We start from the raw sequence: 20397 nt of genomic DNA on the forward strand, positions 1-20397 counted from the left end.
CCTACGACCCTCTGATTAACAGTCAGATGCTCTAACCGACTGAGCTACTGAAGAAGATTACATTCCCTTAAAAATGCAGTGCAAAAGTAATGTGTTATTTCCAATTATGCAATATATTTGCAGAAAAATTTTTCATTCACATAAAATACCCGTTTTTACAGACAGTAATAAATCGGAAGATCAAACATTGTGCCGGCCGGAAAAGGCACGACAAAAACAGACAAATGAGAGTAATAGGACTGGGAAATGCCCTGACAGACGTATTAGCAATTCTGAACTCTGACGAATGTATCCAAGAGATGGGACTTCTAAAAGGAGGAATGCAACTGATCGATGAAGATAAGTTATTGAAAATAATGGCAATGTTCGAGGACTTCGACACATTCATGGCAAGCGGAGGATCTACCGCCAATACATTATCCGGGCTTACTCGTATGGGGATAGAAACCGGTTTTATAGGAAAAATCGGCCATGACAGTTATGGGAAATTCTATCGTAAAGCTCTCGAAAATCACGGAATACAAACCCACCTTATCGAAGGAGATATTGCCTCAGGATGCGCTATGACTTTAATCACTCCCGATGGAGAACGCACTTTCGGAACTTATCTCGGAGCAGCAGCAACTCTTACGGCAGAAGAACTTTCTCCTCAAATGTTCAACGGATATGATCTCCTGCAAATAGAGGGATATCTGGTACAAGATCCGCACCTAATCCGCCGTGCCGTTCAATTGGCTAAAGAAGCCGGACTGAGAATTTCTTTGGATATGGCAAGCTACAATGTCATCAGAGAAAATCACGACTTTTTCCAAGAACTGATCCGGGAATATATCGATATCGCTTTTGCAAACGAAGAAGAAGCCTATGCCTATACCGGACACGAAGCTAAAGAAGCCGTGGCGATCTTATCCCGGGAATGCGACATTGCAGTAGTAAAATGCGGTTCACACGGGTCTATAATACAACAGGGCGACTATTATACCGAAGTAAAAGCGACTAAAGCGAAATGTATCGATTCGACAGGTGCCGGAGACCTGTATGCCGCAGGATTTCTTTATGCACTATCCATGAATCTGCCACTTGAAACAGCCGGAAAAATCGGATCGATTCTTTCCGGAAATGTTATAGAAGTCATCGGGACTGGCATGGATGATAAGCGTTGGGATGAAATAAAGTTAAAAGTCGGAGAAATTTTAAGAAAATAGAAAAGAGTTTTTCTACCTTAGAGCCTGTTTAATATAGGCTTTAAAACAAAATAATTATAATCGAGATAAAAATGATACGTTTTAACAAACGAACGATTTTAAATAAAGCCGGCATTCCGGCAGTCTGTTTATCAGCAATAATTTTGTTCGGGTCATTCACTCCGGACAAAAAAAACTTCGACATTGCCAAAAACCTGGAAATATTCAATGCTTTAATGAAAGAGCTGAATATGTTTTATGTCGATACGATAAACTCGGAAAAGGTAATTACCAAAGGAATAAACAGCATGTTAGGAAGTCTCGATCCTTATACCAACTATATCCCCGAATCCGAAAAAGAAGATTTCCGGTTTATGACGACCGGAGAATACGGCGGTATAGGCTCGCTAATCGTTTATCGTGACAGCGACACTTATATATCCGAGCCTTATGAAGGTATGCCGGCACAAATAGCAGGACTGAAACCGGGAGACAAAATAATAAAAATTGACGGAACTCCCACTCACGGATTAAAATCGGACAAAGTCAGTGAAATGCTTAAAGGCACTGCAAACACGGTTGTCATAGTAACTGTCGAACGCCCTGATGTCAAAGAACCTATTACCAAAGAAATCACCCGGAAAAAGATCCAGATGAATGCTGTTCCTTATTATGGAATTGTCGGAGATAAAACCGGATATATATATCTTTCTAACTTTACGGACAAGGCTGCCGGAGAAGTAAAAGATGCACTGTTAGATCTTAAAAAGAATCAACAAATAGAATCTTTGGTACTCGATTTGAGAGGAAATCCCGGAGGAATTCTGGAGGAAGCTGTACAGATCGTCAACTATTTTGTTCCCAAAGGAAAAGAAGTTCTCTCCACTCGTGGAAAAATAAAACAATGGGACAGAACCTACAAAACTACTCAAGAGCCCATCGATACGGAAATACCGCTTGTCGTATTGGTGAACAGCGGTTCGGCTTCTGCATCTGAAATCGTATCGGGAGCACTACAAGATCTCGATAGGGCAGTCATCGTAGGAGAACGAACTTATGGGAAAGGATTAGTACAATCCACCCGGACACTTCCGTACAACGGGACACTAAAAGTAACTACGGCAAAATACTATATTCCCAGTGGACGTTTAATACAGGCAATAGACTATTCGCACCGTAATCCGGACGGAAGCGTAGGACGCATTCCCGATAGTTTGACCACAGCCTTTAAAACAGCTAACGGTCGTATTGTGAGAGACGGAGGAGGAATTAAACCGGATATCGAAGTCGAAAAAGAGAATCCAGCAAATATCTGTTTCTATTTAGTAAACGATTTGATAATCTTCGACTATGCCAACCGATATGCGGCAAAGCATCCGACAATAGCTCCCATAGGAGAATTTAAACTGACAGATGAAGATTATAATGATTTCAAAGAATTTGTAAAAAGCAAGGACTTTAAATATGATCGTCAAAGCGACAAAGTACTCAACGAATTGCGAAAAGTAGCACAATTCGAAGGCTATCTTGACGAAGCATCCGAAGAATTTAAAGCTCTTGAAAACAAGCTGAGCCATAATTTAGACAAAGATCTCGATACCTTCCGAAAAGATATAGAAGAACTGCTTACTATAGAAATAGTAAAAAGATATTATCATCAAAAAGGAGAAATACGTCAATCATTACGAAAAGACGAAGACCTGGACAAAGCTTTGGAAATATTAAATGACAAGGCAGCTTATAACAAAATACTGAATATAAATCAAAATTTAAAATCTAAAAAATAGAAGCCAAAGTAATGTCACACCCGTTAGAATTATTTCGATTTTGTCCCGTATGCGGATCGAATAAATTCATCGAAAACAACAATCAATCGAAACGTTGCGAAACTTGCGGCTTCATTGATTACATAAATCCAAAAGCTGCAGTTGTGGCAGTAATAACCAATACAAGAGGCGATATTCTCGTATGCCGACGAGCCAAAGATCCGGCAAAAGGGACATTGGATATGCCCGGAGGATTTACAGACTTGAACGAAACGGCAGAAGAAGCTGTTATACGGGAGGTCAAAGAAGAAACCGGACTTACCGTAACGGCAACCCGATATCTGTTTTCTTTGCCTAATACTTATAAATATTCAGGACTGAATGTTCCTACTATGGATTTGTTTTTCGAATGCGATGTATTAGAAACATCCGGTATTACAGCGCAAGATGATGTAACCGAAGCATGGTTCATACCCCGAAACGAGATAGACCCGTCACAATTCGGTCTGACATCTATACAAAAAGGGATTCGAAGAATCATCAAAGAGAAAGAGAAATAAAACACGATTAGTTTTTATCTCTTTTTTCTGTGCAGAAGGTAAACTTCGGAATATATCTTTCCCAAAACAAAATTCTATATCGACAGCACGATCAATTCGATATTTCCGATCAAAGCAGCAACCTCGGTAAAAGAGCTTCCGACACAACCATAAATCTTGCATGTCCGCGAAAGTAAGTACAAATCGGTCAATCCGTTCTCTATTCCCTGTCGGCTATTCCGATCGCAACTCTCAAAAACCGTAATAATGCGATCTCCGAATCTGTCTAAAAGTTCATGTTTAACCTCGTCCGAATCGGAAGCGACAAAAAAACGGACATTCCCATCTATTTCTAATTCGTGCCTGATCGCTTTTATAAACAGTTCCAAAGGACTGCTCTGTATCGCTTTATTATTATCCGTTCGGCGAACATGAACCCCGATAGTACGTTCTCCGAAATGTTCAGCAACAAAATCATCAATTCTACGGGACAGCCTTCGATTAGGAGACATAATCTCTCTTATGTTCCGATAACTTCCCATATCATAACAAGATTCTATATATAAACGCTCCGTTTCAGAAATCAAATTCACAAGATTCTGCTCATCCCGCACGATAGGAATACAATTCGTCATACTCAATACCTTATCGAAATGCGAACGAAGATAATATTTAGAAAGCCATAGATTTTTTTTCACCGGACGATAATAACGGAGAAAATCAATTCGAGCAGCTTCTTTTACCGTAACATTTAAACTTCTCAACGGATTAAACAACGAATAAAAAGGAGCATTCAATTCCCGATTACGAAACCATACGATCTTCAACTTCACTCCGGCTTTCTGACAAGCATTCAAAACCGAAACAATCGCACGCATTCGGTTCGCCAAACCTCCGACGGGAACCAAACAGACCTCTTTATTTTCCTGATTCATTATATATAGCTTTCAATTAATCTCATCCCGAACAGGGTATATGCAAAAATATAAGATATTTCAGAATCTGACAAATAGAACAAACAGCCATTTAAATTTTATGGATAAAAAGATTTCACAAATAATCATGAAGAGATTACTTTACAGAAAATTAAAACAGACTCCAAGATAAATTCTCGATAACCTCAAAAGAAACGATCTTTTCCGAACTTTCTTTTTTCACAATATATCCGTATCTTTGCTTGTCTGAATAATGCATAACAACAACCGATAAATCGTTAAAGCTGTGGCAAAAGAAATGGTCGAGACTCCGCTGATGAAGCAATACATCGAGATGAAAGGAAAACATCCCGACGCTATATTGTTATTTCGGGTAGGAGACTTTTATGAAACTTTTTCGGAAGATGCCATAACTGCATCTGAAATTTTAGGAATCACATTAACCCGAAGAGCAAACGGCTCTGCTCAATACGTAGAATTAGCCGGATTTCCGCATCATGCACTCGATACTTATCTGCCCAAGCTCGTCCGTGCCGGTAAACGAGTGGCCATCTGTGAGCAACTCGAAGACCCCAAACTGACAAAAAAACTGGTAAAAAGGGGTATTACGGAATTAGTAACTCCGGGAGTATCCATAAATGACAACATCCTTAACCATAAAGAGAACAATTTTCTGGCAGGCATTCATTTCGGAAAAAATATTTGCGGAATTGCATTCCTTGACATCTCTACCGGAGAATTTCTGACTGCAGAAGGAAATTATGACTACATAGACAAATTGCTCAACAATTTCGGCCCTAAAGAAGTTCTGTTCGAGCGCAGTAAACGAAAACAATTCGAAGAACACTTCGGAACTAGATTTTTCACGTTCGAATTAGACGATTGGATCTTTACCGAAGACGCGGCAACCGACCGATTATTAAAACATTTCGAAACCAAAAATCTGAAAGGATTTGGTGTTCATACTTTAAAGAACGGGATCATTGCCGCCGGTTCATTGCTCTATTATCTCGATATTACACAACATAAACAAATTTCTCATATAACGGCTCTTTCTCGTATCGAAGAAGAACGCTATGTCCGCCTCGACAAATTTACAGTCCGTAGCCTGGAATTGCTCAATACGATGAATGAAGGCGGTAAAAGCCTATTGGATGTCATAGACCGGACAACAAGTCCGATGGGCGCACGTATGCTCAAACGCTGGATTGTATTTCCACTAAAAGATATACGTCCCATAAACGAAAGGTTGGATGTTGTAGAGTACTTTTTTAAAGAACCGGAGGTAAAAGAAGAAATAGACCAGCAACTTTCTCTGATCGGAGATATGGAACGACTCATATCCAAAGTGGCCGTAGGCCGTATTTCTCCTCGGGAAGTGGTACAGCTCAAGGTAGCGTTATCGGCAATAGAGCCGATACGGGATATTTGCATCCGATCAGGAGAACCTGTTCTACAAAGTATCGGAGAACAATTAAACCCCTGCTCGCTGATAAGAGACCGCATCGAGAAAGAGATAAATCCCGATGCTCCGACGTTAGTCAACAGAGGAGGAATTATCTGCAAAGGTGTAAATACTGAACTCGATGAACTGAGAGAAATGTCTTACTCCGGAAAAGATTATCTGCTTCATATCCAACAGAGAGAAATAGAACGAACAGGCATTCCGAGTTTGAAAATCAGCTTCAATAACGTATTCGGCTACTACATAGAGGTTCGCAATACGCACAAAGACAAAGTTCCGGAAGAATGGATACGGAAACAAACCTTAGTAAATGCCGAACGTTATATTACTCAAGAACTAAAAGAGTATGAAGAAAAAATCTTAGGTGCAGAAGAAAAGATCATAACTCTCGAAACCCGGCTATTTAATGAACTTATACTGGCATTGAATGAATACATACCTGCCATTCAACATGATGCCACGCAAATAGCCCGACTCGACTGCTTGCTGTCGTTTGCAAAAATAGCAAAAGAAAACCGTTATATCCGTCCCGAAGTAAACGATTCTTTAGAGATAGACATCAAAGAAGGCAGACATCCCGTTATCGAAAAACAACTGCCGCCGGGAGAATCATACATAACGAATAATGTATTGCTCAACAATGATACACAACAAATTATAATGATTACCGGGCCGAACATGGCAGGTAAATCGGCACTATTACGACAAACCGCCCTGATTGTGATCTTGGCACAAATCGGATGCTTCGTTCCTACCGAAGCTGCACATATCGGTGTCGTAGATAAAATATTCACACGGGTGGGAGCTTCAGATAATATCTCTTTAGGAGAATCTACATTCATGGTAGAAATGAACGAAGCCGCTGATATTCTGAATAATATATCTAACCGCAGTCTGGTACTTTTCGATGAATTGGGACGAGGGACAAGTACCTATGACGGAATATCGATCGCATGGGCAATCGTAGAGCATATTCACGAACATCCGAGAGCTCATGCCAAAACACTCTTTGCAACTCACTACCATGAGCTTAACGACATGGAGAAGACCTACAAACGAATCGCTAACTATAATGTTTCGGTCAAAGAAATAGATAACAAAGTTATTTTTCTCCGAAAGCTGGTAAAAGGCGGTAGTGAACACAGCTTCGGTATCCATGTGGCCAAAATGGCGGGAATGCCGCAAAGTATCGTCAAAAGGGCAGGGGATATACTGAAACAACTCGAAAGCAATAATCGGCAAGGAACTGTGTCTAAAAAGACGCCGGAAATAACTCCTGCTGCGGCAGGAGGCATGCAACTCAGTTTTTTCCAGCTCGACGATCCCGTTCTGAGTCAGATAAGAGACGAAATCATAAATATCGACATCAACAATCTGACACCGATGGAGGCCTTGAACAAACTCAACGATATCCGGAAAATTATCACCGGAAAATAAATACCTCATTAAAATGAACATAACCGATTTTGAAATAATGGCTCCGGTAGGCTCTTATGAATCGCTGACCGCAGCGATTCAAGGAGGAGCTAACTCTGTTTATTTCGGCATAGAAGGACTGAACATGAGAGCCCGCTCATCTAATAATTTCACAATACACGATCTGCACGAAATCGCCCGTATTTGCAGAGAAAACAACATGAAAAGTTATCTCACCGTCAACACGGTCATTTACGATGAAGATCTCACATTAATGCGAAGTATTATCGATGCAGCCAAGGAAGCCGAAATATCGGCGATCATTGCAAGCGATGTAGCCGCAATGACATACGCCCGAAGCATTGGTGTAGAAGTGCATCTTTCGACACAGCTCAATATTTCTAATGCCGAAGCTCTAAAATTCTATGCCCAATTCGCAGATGTAGTCGTACTTGCTCGAGAGTTGAACATGAATCAAGTATCTCACATATATCAACGTATTTGCGACGAGCAAATCAAAGGTCCGGGAGGAAAACTTATCCGCATCGAAATGTTCGCACACGGAGCTCTTTGTATGGCCGTATCGGGAAAATGTTACTTGAGCCTGCACGAAATGAATGCCTCTGCCAATCGGGGAGCATGTATGCAAATATGCCGGAGGGGATATACGGTAAAAGATAAAGACAGCGAGGTAGAACTGGATATTGACAATCAATATATCATGTCCCCGAAAGACCTGAAAACGATCCATTTTTTAAACAAAATGATCGATTCTGGTGTTAGAGTTTTTAAGATAGAAGGACGTGCCCGAGGAGCAGAATATGTCCGCACCGTAACCGAATGTTACAGGGAAGCGGTAGAAGCCTGCTTATCCGGAAGTTTCACCGATGAAAAAATCGAAAACTGGAACAACCGCTTGTCCACTGTTTTCAACAGGGGTTTCTGGAATGGCTACTATTTAGGACAACGGCTCGGAGAATGGAGCAAAAACTATGGTTCTGAAGCAACCAAAGTCAAAGTATATTTGGGGAAAGGAATCAAATATTTTTCTAAACTGGGAGTAGCCGAATTTCAAATGGAGACCTCATCTCTGAATGTAGGAGAAGAAATTCTGGTTACAGGGCCTACAACCGGAGCGATAACGGCAAAAGTCGAAGAGATAAGGGTAAATCTTAAACCAGTAAACAAAACAGTAAAAGGAGAACGGTTTTCTATACAATTAAACGAAAAGATAAGACCTTCCGACAAACTTTTTAAATGGGTGGACTCGGCAGAATTAAAAAACCGGAAATCCTGATGAATGAAAAACTTATATCATTCCGAGGATTTCCCAAATGATATAAGCGTATGAAAACAATAATAGCCGGAGCATCCGGATTTATAGGACAACACCTTTGCTCCATGTTAAAAAGCATCGGTGACGAAATCATAACCCTTTCTCGAGAAGATTTCATTACAGGTAAATTCGATCTTCTCGTTCATAAACTCAATGGAGCAGACCGCATATTCAATCTGGCGGGAGCTCCGCTAAACCGCCGTTGGACTCGTGAATATAAAAAAGAGATTTTCAACAGCCGCATACAAACAACAGCTAAGCTTGTTGCGGCAATTAACGAACAGCCAACTCCTCCATCCCTATTCGTATCCACGTCTGCAATAGGCTATTATCCGTCAGATGGCGCTTATATCGAAAACGCAGAAGTTTACACACCTACGTTCTTAGCTTACATTTGCCGTAAATGGGAAAAAGAAGCAGAACAAGTAACCCCGCAAACTCGTCTGGTCATTACCCGTTTAGCTCCGGTATTATCAACCGACGGTGGTATATTCCCGCCTTTAGCGTCTTTGTTTCGTTATGGGTTAGGAGGGAAAATAGGATCAGGGAAACAAGCTTTTCCTTGGATAATGTTAACCGATCTGTTACGCATCTACAGGTTCATCATCGAACATACCGAATTGAAAGGTGTTTTAAATTGTTCGGCACCGGATATTACAGACAATGCACTATGGGCAAAATCCCTCGGGCAAGAGCTTCGTCGTCCGGTATTATGGACAATTCCGCCATATCTGCTCAGAGCGATCTTAGGAGAAAGATCTGTACTACTCACTGAGGGACAACATGCCATTCCTTACAAATTAGAAAAAAACGGTTTCACTTTCGAATATACCAATATATGTGATGCATTAGACCGCCTTTGTGAAAAAAAGTCCGATATAACCTCCCATGTATTGGAATATTAAAAACCTGTTTAAATTTTATCCGAGTCGACATATAAACTCTAAAACTCGACTGTCAGTCCCAGCGTAGGCAATATAGTACCACTCTGCTGCCGGATATATTTCATTTTATAATGTTGATTTCCGTCAGGGTATATTTGCGGATCGACAACTCCCGTACTTACCAACACGGGCTGACTGTCATATTTAAAATTTCCGATATTTTGCAGATCGATATAAATACCGAGCATTACTCCTTTAAAATAAAACGATTTATCAAGGCGGAAATCAATTTGAGAAAACGTTTTCAAACGCCCGGTATTATACAAATCGTAGTCATAATAAGGACGAGCGGTAGCATCCCATGCCGACACAATAGAAGAGAGATTTTCATCATACGGTGTAAAAGGAGCTCCGCCCATAACCCTGAGTTTTAACCCGATATCCCAATTCTTCGGTAATTTATAAGTGCCCGATAGAGTAAGCAAATGCCTGTTATCCCAAGCTGAAGGCAGGTATTTCCCTGTAGATGGTTGGATAAACTGACTGCGGAAATAAGTATATGAAGTCAACAAATTAAATTTTCCACTGCCAAACCAGCGAAACATAAACTCGACTCCATAAGCCCTTCCACGTGCAGTAGAAACAGCCGCCTCATTCCCGGAAACGCCATAATCTACACCTTTACAAGCCAAAGGAATGCCATCTTGCAAGGAAAGTGGAGCATGACTATATTTTTTATAAAAACCCTCGATTGTAGCTTCAGCGTTTTTCCCAAAATGATATTCCACTCCGAGTGAAGTTTGATCAGAACGTTGATACAATAATCCGTTTGCTTTATTCACTAATATACCAAATTCCTTATAACCCATTGTCGTATACGCAGGAAGCTGATAATAGCGCCCGACTGTTCCGTTCAGATAAAAATTCGGAAAAAAATTATACGAAAGGGAAAGTCGGGGAGAGAACTGCTTGAGCGGATTATTCATTTTAGAAGAGTATGTATTCGCATCAAACCTGACACCGAGAGAAGCCGTAAAACGTTCATCCGGAGACTCATATCCGGCAGTTGCAAAAACGCCCCATTTAAAAAGATTCAAATCTGTCTCATAGAGAATCTCTTTCGCCTGCTCCGAAAAAATTTTCTGAAAAGTCCGATTTGTATAAGTCACATAATCTAAATTCACACCGGCATTTACATTAAAATTTCCAAATAATGAACGATTCTCAAAACGGAAATGATTCTCTATTTCATCCGAATTATAACGTAAGGTCAGATTTTCTTGAGAAGACTCGTCATTATTCAGATATTTTCGGTTATTGTTATTCATAAAACTCCGACTCAATACCAACGTTTGAGTATGCCGGCCGGCATAATGTTTATACACAGCTCCAAGTGTGTACGTCTGCTGCTTAATTACCGGAAGATAATTCAATAAATATTGTTTAGACTCATCTTTAGGATCTGTATCGGTATTTAATTTCATATTATCGATAGCCCCCAATCCTATCCATGTCAGCTCATGAGCTTGAGAAAAACGAGTCTTAATTTTAAACTGAGCATCCGTATAACGGGGAAGAAACGGCATATCGAGCACTTTGAAAAGAAGTTGCAGATAAGACTGTCGCACAGATACCAGATAAGTTGTTTTTTTATTCTTGGTAATATAGCCATTAGATGTCAAAGATACTTCAGATGCTCCTACTGTAGCTTTTACGGTACGTTTTTCCGTATTTCCGTCGAGCAATTTAAAATCCAATACCGAACTGAGCGCATTTCCCCGATTGGCAGGAAACGCTCCGGTATAAAAATTAACCTCTCTAATAAAATCGGCATCTATAATGCCGACAGGTCCTCCCGAAGCTCCTTGTGTACTAAAATGATTTATATTCGGAATTTCCACCCCATCTAAATAGAACCGGTTTTCGGATGGACCACCCCCTCGTACCAACAAATCATTTCGATATCCGTTTCCGACAGCAGAAGCTACTCCCGGAAACGAGTTGACGACTTTAGAAATATCCCGATTAGCTCCCGGACTTTTCTCTATCTCCTGTAATCCGATCACTCGGGAGGAAATAGGACTTTCCAACGATCTTCTGAACGGAGATGCGACCACCTCGATTTCTTTCAAATCGACCTGATTCTCTTCCAACTCCGCATCGATGCGATAATCATGAGATGAAACCCTAAACTCCGGTGTCACGCAGGTTCTATAACCGACAATAGAAAACTGTAACCGATACATTCCCGGAACAAGATTCTCAATCACATAATTTCCAAGACTGTCCGTCATTACTCCTTGCGTAGAATTCCATACAGATACCGATGCAAAAGACAACGGCTCTCGGCTCTCCCGATCCACCACTCTCCCTTTTACCGCATAAGTTTGCTGTGCTTGTCCGTCAAAAAAGAATAAACACATCAAAAGAAGAGAAATAAAGAACTTTTTCATAACATCCGGTTTTTATACCTTTGTGTAAAATAACGAAATGCGGACAAATTTAGTTCTATTTTTCATAAAGCTCCAAAATATATGAAACAACCTCAAATCGAAATAACGGCAGACGGATCGGCGACACTATATATTCCCGAAATAGATGAACATTATCATTCCGTCAAAGGCGCACTAACCGAATCGTTGCATATATTCATACAAACAGGATTCTACTATTCAAAAGCCGATCCTTTGACAATTTTCGAAGTCGGGTTCGGAACAGGGCTAAACGCCTTTCTCACATTACTCGAATGTGAAAAGCTTCAAAGAAAAACCGTTTACCACACAATAGAACTCTATCCTTTGACAACAGAACAGGCAAACAGCCTCAAATATCAAGACACGATCGCTCCGGAACAAGCAACGCTTTTCGAAACAATACATCTGGCAGAATGGGATAAACCGATCGAAATAACACCGAATTTCACTCTACACAAAATAAAGGGAGATATGGGACAAATAATTTTACCCGACCAATCTTTCGATTTGATATATTACGATGCTTTCGCTCCGGAAAAACAGCCGAATTTATGGAGTGAAGAGATATTCGAAAAAATAAGCCGATCGATGAAATCCCAAGGAATACTCACAACTTATTGTGCAAAAGGCGAGGTAAGAAGACGGTTACAAAGAGCAGGACTCATCGTGGAAAGGCTGCAAGGTCCACCGGCGGGGAAACGGGAAATATTGAGGGCCATAAAACCATAAAATACAAATGATTGAAAAAATAAAGTTAATAAATAAGAAGTTAAGACAGCAACCATAAAGTTTTTTTATTTTTGTTTGATAAAGCAAACACAATCTATACAAAACGTAAATCGACATGAAACGGAGTTTATTATATACTTTATTGTTCTGTTTAAGTTTATCCCTGTATTCCGTTCAGGGACAAGTGTCTTACCGAAGTGAAACGCCTTATATCATTTTTGCGAAAGGGAAGAAAATGTTTCAGGTACACAATTATAACGGATGCATCGATTTATTGACCCGTTTCAAGACACTCAGTAAAGACACGAAACTGAATCAGGAAGCCGACTATATGATTGCCGTATCGTCCTATGCCAACCGGAGTCCGCAAGCCTTAAAGCTCTTGGAAAGATTCATAGAACAATACGGTTGGTCCTCCGGTATCCCCAAAGCCCGGATGCTGATCGGGAATCTTTACCTATTCGACCGGAAATATGAAAAGGCCAATCGCCAATACGCTTTAGTAGATATGGAGCGATTATCTCCCGAAGATCAGGAGGAGTACCTTTTCAGAGCCGGATTATCACAACTAAAAAGCGGAAATACAGAAAAAGCAAAGCCTTATTTTTCCGCACTTAGTTCGGTAGGGAAAAAATACCGGGAAGCATCGATATACTACAACGCCTATATCGATTACACCGGCAAACAGTACAACGGAGCAAAAGCCGGCTTTTCTCAAGTAAAAAGCAACCCGGAGTTCGGAGCTAATGCGAAATACTATTTAGCCCAAATAGCTCTTAATGATCAACAATACGGTCAAGTTATACAAGAAGGGCTACAATTATTATCCGAATATCCCGATCATGAATTCAACTCCGAGATAAACCGCATTGTCGGAGAAAGCTATTACTATGAAGGAGATAACGATAACGCTATCCAATATCTGAACCGTTATGTAACGAACACAAAAGATCCGCTACGCGAAAGTTTATATTTATTAGGCATTGCATATTTCAAATCAGGGAATTACCCGTCTGCCATCGAATATCTGAAACAGACAACGACAGGTAATGACGCTTTAATGCAAAACGCATATCTCTATTTAGGACAAAGTTATCTCAAAACCGGAGATAAAACGAATGCGCGACTTGCCTTCGACATAGCTTCACGATATGATTTCGACCGTCAAGTACAAGAAACGGCATTATACAACTATGCCTTGAATATTCACGAGAGCACAGTATCTCCTTTTGGAGAATCGGTAACTGTTTTCGAGAAATTTCTAAATCTATTTCCCTCTTCAAGATATGCAGACGCAATTAATGATTATCTGGTCGATGTTTATATGACATCCCGCAATTATGGCGCGGCATTGAACTCTATCAACAAAATCAAAAGGCCCACCGATAAAATTATGAAAGCCAAACAGCGCATTCTTTTCCGGCTTGGTACTGAAAGTTTCACGAACAATAATCTTTCTGAAGCCCGAAAATATTTTTCGAGTGCGATTCAATTGGGCAATTATGATGCAAATGCCCGCTCACAAGCATATCTGTGGAAAGGAGAATGCGACTACCGCGAAGGGAAATTCGCCGATGCGGCAGCCAATTATCGCCAATACCTTTCTTCAAACAAAAACATCGATCCTTTAGCTCGTTATAATCTCGGGTATGCATATTTCAAACAGCACGATTTCGTCTCTGCCCGAAACAGTTTCCAACAATATGTCAATTCCTCGAAAGAGAGTTCGGCAACAAACATGATAGCCGATGCATGGAACAGAATCGGAGATTGTTTCTACTCTGCAAGGCAATTTGCACAAGCAGAAGAGAGTTATGCCAAAGCAAGAGAAATTGCTCCGACGACCGGAGACTATGCGCTTTACCAGAAAGGAATAATGGCGGGACTCCAAAGAAAATATAATGAGAAAATATCTATACTTCAGAATCTTTTACAAGACTATCCGCACTCGGAATACATTGATGACGCTTTATTAGAACAAGGGCTTACCTACACGGCGATACAACAAAACGACCGGGCAGTATCGGTCTTTGAGAAACTGATACGGGAATTTCCCCAAACAGTACCCGCCCGCAAAGCCGGCATACAATTAGGTATCGCATATTTCAATAGCAACCAACCGGAAAAATCGATTGCCGCTTATAAACAAGTCATAGGGAATTATCCCGGAAGCGATGAGGCTAAAGTAGCTATCGATGACTTGAAGGCGGTTTATCTCGACCAAAATGATATTGCAGCTTACGCTTCTTATTTAGAATCTCTCGGAGGGGCAGTGAAATATGAAGTTTCCGAACTCGACTCATTAGCCTTCTTAGCGGCAGAAAGGGCGTTTTTAAAAGCTCCTACAAATTCTTCGGCAGACGGACTGATAAAATATATTCAGACTTATCCTGAAGGAGCATTTCTGATTCCGGCACACTATTATTTAGGAAGTTTCTATTATGATCAGAAAAAATACGACGAAGCCGAAGCCGAACTTCAAAAAGTGCTGCAACAACCGGATTCTCCGTTAGCAGAAGAAACATTGGTCAAACTGTCCGACATACAGGTTATCCGCAAAGAATATCCGACCGCCCTGAATACATATAAAGTACTCGAAATAAAAGCGACAGGAAAAGAGAACCGCCTCACGGCAAGACTCGGTATATTGCGAATGGCAAAAGAACTGAAACAGAACGAAGAAATAATAGCCATAGCCAATAAACTTTTAGAAGACCCGAATCTCTCTCCGGAATGGATGTCCGAGGCCCGATATGAAAAGGCTAACGCTCTTGTTTCGACAGGAAACATCGATAAAGCGGCCGAAGAATGGAAAATTCTTTCCCGGGATACCCGTACCTCCCAAGGAGCTGAAGCAGCCTATCGGTTAGCCCAATACTATTTCGACCGACAAAAAAGTGCCGATGCCGAAAAAGAGATAAACCTTTTCATCGAAGCAGGAACTTCTCATCAATATTGGCTTGCCCGGGCATTTATTTTATTGGCGGACATAAATATTGCCAAAAAAGAAAATTTCCAAGCAAAACAATACCTTTTGAGCCTTCAAAACAATTACAATGCTCAAGATGATATTCAAAACATGATAGAAAACCGATTGAAACAAATAGGTAAATAACTTCGTAAAACAGAAAGCCTATGAAAAAGATGTATGTATTTGTAGCACTACTGTCGACTTGCAGTATTGCTTCGGCTCAAGAAAATAAAGAAGAATCCCTGAAAAGGGAAGTAACGATAGAGAAAGAATTTACCCCAATCGTAAACGACGCCTCCAAAATAAACACGTTACCCGAAATAGATAATCCCGTAGTCACCAAACCGTCTATCCGTTATTCGGATTGGGCTGTACCGATGACTACAGGGCCTATACTGCAAATACTCCCTTCCGGAAATTTCGGAATGCAACCGGCCGTCAATCCGAAACAAAGCTATATAAATTTGGCAATGGGGAACTATTTAAATGCCGCAGCCAATGCCGGATTCAGAATATTCGACAGTGAAACCGACCAGTTAGGAGTATGGTATCAACACAGTTCGACAAACGGAAAGCTAAAATATCTGGAAAACGATAAAAAAGTGACTCAACGAAGAAATGACAACATTCTGAATTTAAGTTATAAACATACTTTCGAAAAATTGTCATGGAAAATAGGAGGGGCATACCGCAGCAATGCTTTCAATTATTACGGAATGCCTCTTATCCCCGAAATAATGGATATTATTCCCGAAAGTATGAAAACATTCAAAATGACAAACCAACAACGCGTGCAACAATATTCTCTGCATACGGGGATAGAATCCAAAGACAACGAAAAACTGAATTATGACTTATCGGTAGGATACAACGGATATAAAAGCAGGCTCGGGTTTCTTTACGAGGATAAAAACGGACTGACAGAAAACCATATAGAGACTCGTTTTAACCTCAGTGCACCGTTCGGCAAATATTATGCCATCGGGTTAGGAGTAGGAATGGATAACCTGATTTACAGTCAAGATCAATATAACTATACCGTTATTCGTCTAAATCCGAATTTCAATATTACCAAAAACAATCTGAAATTCAGGGCAGGACTTAATGTAGATATCTCATTCGATGACGGTACGACTTTCCGCTTCGCTCCGGATTTGAATCTGGAGTGGGAGTTCGAAAAATCATTCTTCTTGTTTACTTCTCTTGAAGGAGGCAAAGAGCTCAACACGATGAACAAAATGTCCGTACGGAGCATATATGCCGACCCGTCCCATCCGGCAACAAATTCTTACACTCCGGCAGATTGGACATTCGGACTCAGAACAAATTATCTGGCAAATTTTAATGTAAACTTATACACCGGAATAAAAACAACGACAGATGCATTATTCGATTACCGGACTTTGATCGCCTACGACGGAGTACTTTCACGAGATGTCATTTCATTTTTCGCAATGGATGCCTATGCTTGGAAAGTCGGATTCGATATAAACTACAAATACAAAGATCGGGTAAAGGCACAGATCAACTGGGCTCATAATGAATGGCATTACCGACATGGAAAAGGAAAGATACGCACAGCTCTTCCGGTAAACGAGTGGAATCTGGGTCTTGATGTAAATGCGACAAAACATCTGGCCTTTGATCTGGATATTTACTTAGCAAACGGGCGTGAATACCGGAATACTATAGAAACAGATCTGAAACCGGATGCAGATTTTTTCTCTTTCGGAAAAATGAAAAATATTTTCAATGTCAATTTAGGAGCAACCTATCGCTTCAACGACAGTGTTCACTTATTGGTACAAGCCAATAACATATTCGCACAACATTACAACCTGTACTACGGAATGCCGGCACAACGTTTCAATATCATGGCAGGAGTAGGGGTATGCTTCTAATATAGATATAAAAGGCTGTAAAAACAGAGACAGAATAAACAAATTTGCAAATATTACCTCTCTTTAAAGGCAAATCACAAAGGCGGTAAATAGAATATTTCACAAAGAAAAAACTCTATTTACTGCCTTGTTTTTGATAATCATAAAAATTTTTAACAGCAAAAGTTCTGAAATTCAATCAGTTTTTTTTCTAATTTTGCCGCACACTTGAAATTTGTCCGATTTCATCTGAAATAACATCGAATAAATTTTCAGCCTATTCTCATTATTTCAGAAACAAAAACGGCACTATAAATCTGAGAAAAAAAACAAGTGCCTCAAAAAACAGTTATAAATAAGAAACAAACTCTCAAGAGTAGAAAATAAAAACTGCTATATGCAAAAAAATTTAGTAATAGTCGAATCTCCAGCAAAAGCGAAAACCATTGAAAAATTCTTAGGAAAAGATTTCAAGGTGCTCTCAAGTTACGGACATATCCGCGATTTGAAGAAAAAAGATTTCAGTATTGATATAGAACACAATTATACTCCTATATACGAAATACCTGCCGATAAGAAAAAGTTGGTAGAAACATTAAAAGAAGAGGCCGCAAAAGCTGAAACCGTTTGGTTGGCATCTGATGAAGACCGGGAAGGAGAAGCTATAGCATGGCACTTATATGAAGTATTGAAATTGAAACCGGAAAATACGAAACGAATCGTATTTCACGAAATTACGAAAAGTGCGATACTAAACGCTATCGAACATCCAAGAAGCATAGATCTGGATCGCGTAGATGCACAACAAGCACGAAGAGTTCTCGACCGAATCGTCGGGTTTGAGCTCTCTCCTGTATTATGGAAAAAAGTAAAGCCTGCACTGTCGGCCGGCCGAGTACAATCGGTTGCTGTCCGTCTTATCGTAGAACGGGAAAGAGAAATACAGAATTTCGTTCCTGAAGCCGCATACCGGGTTATTGCGACCTTTTTAATTCCGGGAGAAAAGAATGTTCCTGTCGAACTAAATGCAGAACTGAACAAGCGTTTCAAAACAAAAGAAGAGGCTCTGGCCTTTCTCGAACAATGCAAAAATGCAAATTTTTCAATCGAAGATATTGCCGTAAAGCCGGTACATAAATCACCTGCCGCACCGTTTACGACATCTACTTTACAACAAGAAGCAGCCCGTAAACTCGGTTTCTCGGTATCTCAAACGATGTTGGTTGCACAACGTCTTTACGAATCAGGGTTCATTACCTATATGCGTACCGATTCGATGAATTTGTCCAGTTTGGCAATCAATACGGCAAAAGATGAGATTATCTCTACGCTAGGTGAAAAGTACCTGAAAATAAGAAACTATCATACCAAGTCGAAAGGAGCGCAAGAAGCCCACGAAGCTATTCGTCCGACTTACATCAATAATCATGAGATCGATGCCCCTTCCCAAGAACGACGTCTATATGAATTGATATGGAAACGTACCATAGCCTCTCAAATGAGTGATGCCGAATTGGAAAAAACGACAGCAACCATAAAAATCTCGAACAGAGCCGAAAAATTTGTAGCTATCGGTGAAGTTTTAAAATTCGACGGATTCTTGCGCGTTTACCTCGAATCTCAGGATGAAGAATCGGATACAGAAAACAACAGCAAGATGCTGCCGCCTATCCACATAAACGAAAACCTTACAATATCCGAGATCGAGGCGACAGAACGTTTTACCCAACGCCCGGCACGTTATACCGAAGCGAGTCTGGTGCGGAAGTTAGAGGAATTAGGCATAGGACGGCCTTCAACATACGCCCCGACAATATCGACGATACAACAACGTGAGTACATTGAAAAAGGCGACCGGGAAGGAAAAGAAAGATCATATAATATTCTGACCCTGAAAAATAATCAGATTATAGACAAAACCAAGACTGAAATCACCGGAACAGAAAAGGCTAAACTACTCCCTACCGATATCGGGATAGTCGTAACTGATTTTCTCACCGAATTTTTCCCGGATATTTTGAACTATAATTTTACGGCAAACGTCGAAGAAAAATTCGACCATATAGCCGAAGGTAAATTGGAATGGACGAATGCAATCGATAATTTCTACAAATTATTTCACCCGGTTGTAGAAGAAGCAAAATCACTCCGAATGGAGCATAAGGTAGGAGAACGGATATTGGGAACTGATCCTAAAAGCGGTCGTCCGGTATCGGTCAAAATAGGAAGATTCGGACCATTGGTACAAATCGGAACGCCGGAAGACGAAGAAAAACCGTTATTCGCCTCCTTATTAAAAGGGCAATCGATGAGTTCCATTACACTGGACGAAGCACTCAGGCTTTTCGATCTGCCCCGAACATTAGGAAACTTCGAAGATAAACCCGTAACTGTCGGTATCGGAAAATTCGGACCTTATATCCGGCACGATAACAAATATGTTTCTTTACCAAAAACTTACGAGCCTCTTTCCGTGACATTAGAAGAAGCTATCGACATTATCCATCAAAAACGGGAACAAGAAAGCCAAAGACTAATCAAAAGTTTCACGGAAGAGCCCGATCTGGAAATACTGAACGGCCGCTACGGAGCATACATAGCATATAAAAAGAAAAATTATAAAATTCCCAAAGGAAGCGAACCGGCATCTCTTTCATTGGAAGCCTGTTTGCAAATTATAAAAGAGAGTGAAGAAAAACCAGCAACAAAAAAACATACAACAAGCAAAAAATCAGCAAAATAAAAGCATAAAGAACTAACTCGTAAAAAGGGGCTGTCCAAAAAGTCGGATAGCCCCTTTTGCTATTGTTTATTTCGG

12 protein-coding genes are annotated in these 20397 nt (G+C 40.4%); 10 read left to right on the plus strand and 2 right to left on the minus strand.

From position 1 onward, the window contains the following. Positions 1-224: 224 nt before the first annotated feature. The 3 genes from AC0UMU_RS12290 to AC0UMU_RS12300 all read left to right on the plus strand — a co-directional run bounded on the left by AC0UMU_RS12290 (position 225) and on the right by AC0UMU_RS12300 (position 3510). Positions 225-1205, plus strand: coding sequence for an adenosine kinase (locus AC0UMU_RS12290; protein WP_278583764.1), 981 nt, complete (start codon positions 225-227; stop codon positions 1203-1205). A 71-nt stretch (positions 1206-1276) separates the two neighbouring features. Further along, the gene (locus AC0UMU_RS12295; RefSeq protein WP_022600110.1) at positions 1277-2971 is read left to right on the plus strand and encodes a S41 family peptidase; all 1695 of its coding nucleotides are present in this window, start codon (positions 1277-1279) and stop codon (positions 2969-2971) included. Between the two features lie 11 nt (positions 2972-2982). Then, complete coding sequence (locus AC0UMU_RS12300; protein WP_022600108.1) at positions 2983-3510, plus strand: NUDIX domain-containing protein; 528 nt, start codon at positions 2983-2985, stop codon at positions 3508-3510. A gap of 74 nt (positions 3511-3584) precedes the next feature. On the opposite strand, the gene AC0UMU_RS12305 is transcribed toward AC0UMU_RS12300, so the two are convergent. Continuing rightward, on the minus strand, positions 3585-4424 hold the full coding sequence (locus tag AC0UMU_RS12305; RefSeq protein ID WP_122304601.1) for an O-fucosyltransferase family protein: 840 nt from the start codon (positions 4422-4424) through the stop codon (positions 3585-3587). A 298-nt stretch (positions 4425-4722) separates the two neighbouring features. Here AC0UMU_RS12305 and mutS point away from each other — a divergent pair, with 298 nt between their 5' ends. The 3 genes from mutS to AC0UMU_RS12320 are packed head-to-tail and all read left to right on the plus strand — an operon-like array spanning position 4723 to position 9546. Next, positions 4723-7326, plus strand: coding sequence for a DNA mismatch repair protein MutS (gene mutS / locus AC0UMU_RS12310; protein WP_423767125.1), 2604 nt, complete (start codon positions 4723-4725; stop codon positions 7324-7326). Between the two features lie 13 nt (positions 7327-7339). Beyond that, complete coding sequence (locus tag AC0UMU_RS12315; protein ID WP_122304603.1) at positions 7340-8602, plus strand: peptidase U32 family protein; 1263 nt, start codon at positions 7340-7342, stop codon at positions 8600-8602. 50 nt (positions 8603-8652) lie between these two features. Continuing rightward, positions 8653-9546 carry a TIGR01777 family oxidoreductase gene (locus AC0UMU_RS12320; RefSeq protein WP_022600098.1) on the plus strand — a complete coding sequence of 298 codons (894 nt, stop codon included), beginning with the start codon at positions 8653-8655 and terminating at the stop codon, positions 9544-9546. A gap of 38 nt (positions 9547-9584) precedes the next feature. Here AC0UMU_RS12320 and AC0UMU_RS12325 read toward each other — a convergent pair whose 3' ends face one another. Then, positions 9585-11978, minus strand: a complete 2394-nt coding sequence (locus AC0UMU_RS12325) for a TonB-dependent receptor (protein ID WP_278714797.1) — start codon at positions 11976-11978, stop codon at positions 9585-9587. 81 nt (positions 11979-12059) lie between these two features. Between AC0UMU_RS12325 and mnmC2 the strand changes: the two genes are divergently transcribed. From mnmC2 to topA, 4 genes are all read left to right on the plus strand, one after another. Beyond that, entirely contained in the window at positions 12060-12728 is a 669-nt protein-coding gene (mnmC2, locus tag AC0UMU_RS12330) for a tRNA (5-methylaminomethyl-2-thiouridine)(34)-methyltransferase MnmC2 (protein ID WP_022389690.1), read from the plus strand. Positions 12729-12843: 115 nt separating this feature from the next. After that, the gene (locus AC0UMU_RS12335) at positions 12844-15843 is read left to right on the plus strand and encodes a tetratricopeptide repeat protein (protein WP_278714801.1); all 3000 of its coding nucleotides are present in this window, start codon (positions 12844-12846) and stop codon (positions 15841-15843) included. A 20-nt stretch (positions 15844-15863) separates the two neighbouring features. Beyond that, positions 15864-17600 (plus strand): TonB-dependent receptor, encoded by a 1737-nt coding sequence (locus AC0UMU_RS12340; protein ID WP_022389688.1) that lies wholly within the window; start codon positions 15864-15866, stop codon positions 17598-17600. Positions 17601-17976: 376 nt separating this feature from the next. Continuing rightward, the gene (gene topA / locus AC0UMU_RS12345; RefSeq protein ID WP_278714805.1) at positions 17977-20322 is read left to right on the plus strand and encodes a type I DNA topoisomerase; all 2346 of its coding nucleotides are present in this window, start codon (positions 17977-17979) and stop codon (positions 20320-20322) included. Positions 20323-20397: the final 75 nt, after the last annotated feature.

The organism is Coprobacter fastidiosus (genome assembly GCF_982245605.1).

Coding starts and splice junctions, on each gene's coding strand:
- mutS (WP_423767125.1), top strand. CDS start 4,723: ATGGTCGAGACTCCGCTGATGAAGCAATACATCGAGATGAAAGGAAAA.
- AC0UMU_RS12300 (WP_022600108.1), top strand. CDS start 2,983: ATGTCACACCCGTTAGAATTATTTCGATTTTGTCCCGTATGCGGATCG.
- topA (WP_278714805.1), top strand. CDS start 17,977: ATGCAAAAAAATTTAGTAATAGTCGAATCTCCAGCAAAAGCGAAAACC.
- AC0UMU_RS12325 (WP_278714797.1), bottom strand. CDS start 11,978: ATGAAAAAGTTCTTTATTTCTCTTCTTTTGATGTGTTTATTCTTTTTT.
- AC0UMU_RS12305 (WP_122304601.1), bottom strand. CDS start 4,424: ATGAATCAGGAAAATAAAGAGGTCTGTTTGGTTCCCGTCGGAGGTTTG.
- AC0UMU_RS12295 (WP_022600110.1), top strand. CDS start 1,277: ATGATACGTTTTAACAAACGAACGATTTTAAATAAAGCCGGCATTCCG.
- AC0UMU_RS12340 (WP_022389688.1), top strand. CDS start 15,864: ATGAAAAAGATGTATGTATTTGTAGCACTACTGTCGACTTGCAGTATT.
- mnmC2 (WP_022389690.1), top strand. CDS start 12,060: ATGAAACAACCTCAAATCGAAATAACGGCAGACGGATCGGCGACACTA.
- AC0UMU_RS12320 (WP_022600098.1), top strand. CDS start 8,653: ATGAAAACAATAATAGCCGGAGCATCCGGATTTATAGGACAACACCTT.
- AC0UMU_RS12290 (WP_278583764.1), top strand. CDS start 225: ATGAGAGTAATAGGACTGGGAAATGCCCTGACAGACGTATTAGCAATT.
- AC0UMU_RS12315 (WP_122304603.1), top strand. CDS start 7,340: ATGAACATAACCGATTTTGAAATAATGGCTCCGGTAGGCTCTTATGAA.
- AC0UMU_RS12335 (WP_278714801.1), top strand. CDS start 12,844: ATGAAACGGAGTTTATTATATACTTTATTGTTCTGTTTAAGTTTATCC.